Annotated in this window: 3 protein-coding genes and 1 pseudogene; 1 reads left to right on the plus strand and 3 read right to left on the minus strand. The window is 71.8% G+C overall.

Annotated features, from left to right (window positions below):
• Nucleotides 1–992, minus strand: a pseudogene (locus B073_RS0138685) (oxidoreductase); the annotation flags it as partial.
• Entirely contained in the window at nucleotides 989–1,639 is a 651-nt protein-coding gene (locus B073_RS42620; protein ID WP_051094447.1) for a hypothetical protein, read from the minus strand. The pseudogene B073_RS0138685 and the gene B073_RS42620, both read right to left, overlap by 4 nt.
• A 499-nt stretch (nucleotides 1,640–2,138) precedes the next feature.
• On the opposite strand from B073_RS42620, the gene B073_RS0138695 reads away from it, so the two are divergent.
• A complete protein-coding gene (locus B073_RS0138695) occupies nucleotides 2,139–3,044 on the plus strand; it encodes a PucR family transcriptional regulator (RefSeq protein ID WP_234025272.1) in 906 nt (301 codons plus the stop codon).
• Between the two features lie 78 nt (nucleotides 3,045–3,122).
• On the opposite strand, the gene B073_RS0138700 is transcribed toward B073_RS0138695, so the two are convergent.
• Nucleotides 3,123–4,496 (minus strand): DUF1996 domain-containing protein, encoded by a 1,374-nt coding sequence (locus B073_RS0138700; protein ID WP_018543418.1) that lies wholly within the window; start codon nucleotides 4,494–4,496, stop codon nucleotides 3,123–3,125.
• Nucleotides 4,497–4,629 lie beyond the last annotated feature (133 nt).

A 4,629-nucleotide genomic window follows, 5' to 3' on the forward strand; every position in this document is an offset into this window, starting at 1 on the left:
GCCCCGGCGCCCAGCACCGCGCCGTGGGCGGCCAGTGCGTCGCGAGAGAGGGTGGCGGTCCGCGCCGCGTCGGGGGAGAGCCAGGTGCCGTGGTAGCCGCCGAGGAGCACGCCCTGCCCGGCGTCCATGCCGCAGTGCGTGAGGACCTGGAGCAGCGGCGTTCCGTAGGGGGTCTCCACGACCTGCCGGCCGGCGACCGTCAGCAGCAGGGTGCCGGGCTCGGAGGGCAGGCCCGCGGTGCGATAACCGAGGGCGCCCAGCCGTGCGGCCAGGGCGAGTTGGGCGTAGGTCTCGGCGTTGGACAACAGGGTGGGCCGGCCGCCCAGGCCGCGTTCGCTGGAGCGGACCCTGCGGCCCGAGGGCAGTGCGGGGCCGCCGGACAGTCCGTTGGCGAGCGCGGTGCCCTCGCCGGTGACGAACCGCTCGGGCAGCCGGGCGACCTGTAACGGTGGCCGGACCGGGCCGCGTTCGGCGACGGCGCGACGCACCGAATCCGCCACATCCGGGCGGGTCACCCCGATCACGATCTGCCGGGCGCCGATCGCGTCGGCGGCCAGCAATGCGCCGTCCAGCACCAGGTGCGGCACGTGCAGCAGGAGCGCGGTGTCCTTGAGGCAACCGGGTTCGCCCTCGCTGCCGTTGACGACCACGGCGGCCTTGCCGTCGGCGCGGCGGACGGCGTCAAGGACGGCGGTCATCTTCCGGGCGAAGGGGAAGCCGGCGCCGCCCCGGCCGCGGAGGTCGGTGTTCTCGGCCAGTGCCACCAGCTCCTGCGCGGTCAGCGGGGGCAGTCGGCCGTGCAGAGTCAGATGCGCGACCCGGTCGAGCCGGGGCAGTTCGTCGAGTCCGGCGAGGAGTCGCGGCGGACCCACGGACGTCAGGGTGGGGGCCGGAAGGCCAACGCCCGGGCCACCGGGAGAATTTGCGAGGACGGGCCGCCGGGCGGTGTCCGAGGTGGACGGCAGTGGGTGGACGGGGGCCGGGGCGGTCATCGGGGCTCACCTCCTGTCGTACGGCGCGGGCCGCGCAGCCGCAGGGCGAGTCGTATGGCCACCCCGGCGAGCGCGATCCCATATCCCGCGATCGCCCAACCGGCCGCAGCACGACCCGACTTGAGGCCGTGCAGCAGGGCAAGAGCCCAGGCGGGGTAGGCGACCGTGTGCAGCGCCCACCAGCAGCGCGCGGCGGTACGGCCGGTGAAGGCGCCGCGCACCGCGCCGCTGACCGCGACCGCGACGAACCCGTATGCGGCGAGCGTGCCGCAGCCGATGAGGGCCGGCCGCGCGCCGTCGGTGAACGGCACCGCGAGGGCCGTCGCCCCGGTGTGCCCCTCGGTGACCTTCACCCAGATGTGCAGGCCCAGGAAACCCAGGCCGGCGATGCCGGTGCCCCGGTGCACGGCTTGGGCGAGCAGGCGGTGCGGGGCGAACAGCACCAGCCGGTCGGTGGCGGCCAGCCCCCACAGCACCGTGGCCGAGAGCGAGACCAGTGCCAGCACTCCGGCGTCGTAGTCCAGGAAGTGCACCGTGCTGTCCATCGCGCCGGAGTGCAGGGTGACGGCGAGGAAGAGCAGCAGCGCGGCCGGAAGTGCCGGGCGTAGCAGGGCACTTCGGGCGGCGCGTGGGGGCTGGGCGGGCATCTTCACCTCCCGAGGGTGGAACATGGTCGGTTGCGGTACGCAAATTCCGGCGATACATCCCGGCGGTGGATTTATTTCCGGGGGCTCCGAGGCTTTTGTCCGGAAGATTATTCGTGTGACCTCCGGTAACACTCAACATTCCGTAACCGGGCGAATACTGGCGGCCGTAATCCGGATGGCCAACAGCATCACCGAACCTCCGCTGGATTTACTGATGTTTAGCGCGCTGTGACAAATTCCTGCACGTGCGTCGCGAACCCCGGCACGGACTCCGGATGATGCCCACTCAGGCGCATGAAGGGACGTCAAGTCCCCTTCCCAGCCCCGTCCCGCCAGGATCGAGGTAGCGATGTGTGATCTCCTGAACCGCCTCTGGTCGCATCCCCGCGGCGAGTGGACCCGGGTGGTGAGAAATGAGCTCCCGGACCTCGTGGAGAAGGTGGTCGGGGAGTTGCAACGCGCATTTCCCGCAATGGCCGCACTTCTCGGTGACACACCCGTGGAAGATGCTCAATGGGCGCTGGAACAGGCCCTGCTGACCTGCCTCGGGTACCAGAAAACATCGCAAAGCAAGCGCCCGGCCGTTTCGTCCGTCGTGACCCCGATGCCGGTGGCGCGGGCCCGCCAGGACCTCTTCGACGTCCTCGCCGGACAGCAGGGAACCCCGGAGGGCGGCCTCGGTGAACTCGCTCGGGCGGCCGGCTGGCCGGTCCCCGACACCGTCCAGGCCGTGGTCCTTGCCACCCCGGCCGAGGCCCCCCAACTGGCCGCCGCCCTCGGGCACGCCCTCATCGGCAGCGCCGACGGCTACACCGCCTTCTTCGTGCCCGACCCGGCCACCCAGAACAGGGCCCGCCTGGAAGCCGCCCTCAAGGGCCGCACCAGCGCCGTCGGCCACGCCGTCCCCGCCGCGGACGCCGCCTCCTCGCTGTACTGGGCCCGCTATCTGCTGTCCCTGGTCCCCGGCAGGGGCGGCCCCGAGGCGCGCGCGGCGTTCGTCGACGACCACCTCTCGGCACTACTGCTCCTCCAGGACGAGTCGCTGGCCGCCGCCCTGACGTCCCGCTGGCTGGGACCGCTCGCACAGTTGACGCCGTGCCAGAGCGAACGCCTGGAAGTCACCCTGCTGGCCTGGCTGGAGGGTGGCGGCGCCCCCGAGGCCGCCAGGCTGCTGCATGTCCATCCGCAGACCGTCCGCTACCGACTGCGCCAGATCGAGAAACTCTTCGGCCCGGCGCTGCGCGATCCGCGGACCCGCTTCGAGCTGGAAATGGCCCTTCGCAGCCGCCGTTTGATGGCCCATCTCCGCAGCAGGCAGGCCCGGGCCGGTCGCCGGGCCCGCGCGGTGACATCGAAGATCCGGCCCCTCGGCACGGCCGGGGAGGCACGGGTCAACGGCCTGTGACCCGCCGCCCGAACATGCCGAGGGCCGCCGTCCCCACTCCTGCACGGAGTGGGGACGGCGGTCACCTGCGATGCGAGGTCAGGAACAGGTCCGCCCGCCGTTGATGCACCCGACCGCGCGGTTCATCAGCGCGTCCGGCATCACGTCGATGAAGTCCCCATGGTCCGTCACCGGTTTGCGCAACTGCTCGGGGAAGCTGTCCACCGCGAAGCCGTCGCCCGGCGGGACGTCGTACGTCAGGCGCTCGGTGAGCTGCGGCACCGCCGTGAAACCGCGAGGGCAGGAGCCGTTCCGGCCGGCGAAGGCCATATGGTCGCGGTGGTTTCCGCTGTCCGTGCTGCGACCGTTCCAGCAACCGGGGAAGGCCAGCCTGCGGACCACCTGCGAACCCCTGGGGCACAGAGGGTACTTGTCGGTCAACTGCCGGTTCTCGAAGCCGGTGCAGCTCCAGGAGGCGTGGGCGTTCTTCGGCCCATTGGTGAACGCCTTGGCGTCGCCGGTGATCACCCGCAGGAAGCGTGGCATCGCCCGTACGGGGCCCGACTGGCTGCCGTGGTAGGTCAGCGTCACCGAGCTCGGGGTGAGCACCGAGCCGGCATTGCCGTCGCTCCCGGCGCCCGGTTGCGGTGCGGACGTGCCGTCCAACGTGCGCAGCACCGGCCAGTAGTACGTCGACAGATCACCGTTGGAGCAGGTCGTGCCGGACGCGGCCAGCGACTGCTCGGTGGAGAAGGCGTCGGTGGTGGTGTTGCCGACGTAGTCGTGGGTGTGGTGGGCGCCGTTGGTCACGCCCGGGGTCACGATGACGTTGTCGGAGTTGAAGTGGCCGTTCTCATTGCGCCCGCACGCGCTGGAGAAGGTGCCGGTGGACGCGCCCCGCCCCCTGGGTGTGGCGAACGGCGGGCCGACGGTGCCCGGCGCGACCGCGGTGATGTCCACGAAGTCGTCCCTCGAGGGCCCGGTCTGCCGGTGATGCGGGCCCTGCCCCTGCCTCTGATTCCCGCCCTGACCGGGCATCTGGCGCCGACTCAGGTCTCGGTCGGGGATCGTCCCGGTGGGCTTGGTGGTGCAGGCGCTCATCCGCATCAGGTCGTCCGGGCGTCGGACACCGCCGCGGGCGATCGCGTCCGCCATGGCCCCGATGGTCTGCCGGCGCTGCCGCTCCAGTGTGCCGAGCGTCGAACCGCTGCTGCCGCCCGACATCATCGCCTGGTACGCATCCGACACCTGACGGTCGAGGGCGGCCAGCCCCTGGGAGACCTGGAGCCGGGCGACACTCGGCACCGCCCGCAGGCTCTCGCCGACATCGGGGCAGGAGACAGTGGTGGCGGTCACGGTGAGGTGCGGGTGGCCCGGTACGGGGTCCGGGCCGGAGTTGTGGGCCAACGCGGTGCCGGCGATGGCCGCGAGCGCACCGCCGCCCAGCAGGAGGGCCATCGCCGCGATCGCCATACGGGTGCTCAACAGCGAGCGTCTGTGGGCCTGTTGGCGTTGCTGGGGGCGCCGTGAGAGGGTCCGTCGACTCATGTGGGATCACTTCGCTTCGTCCGGTGGGGGAGGGGTGGCGCTGAACTGGGAGCGGGCC

The organism is Streptomyces sp. MspMP-M5 (assembly GCF_000373585.1).
GTDB lineage: Bacteria > Actinomycetota > Actinomycetes > Streptomycetales > Streptomycetaceae > Streptomyces.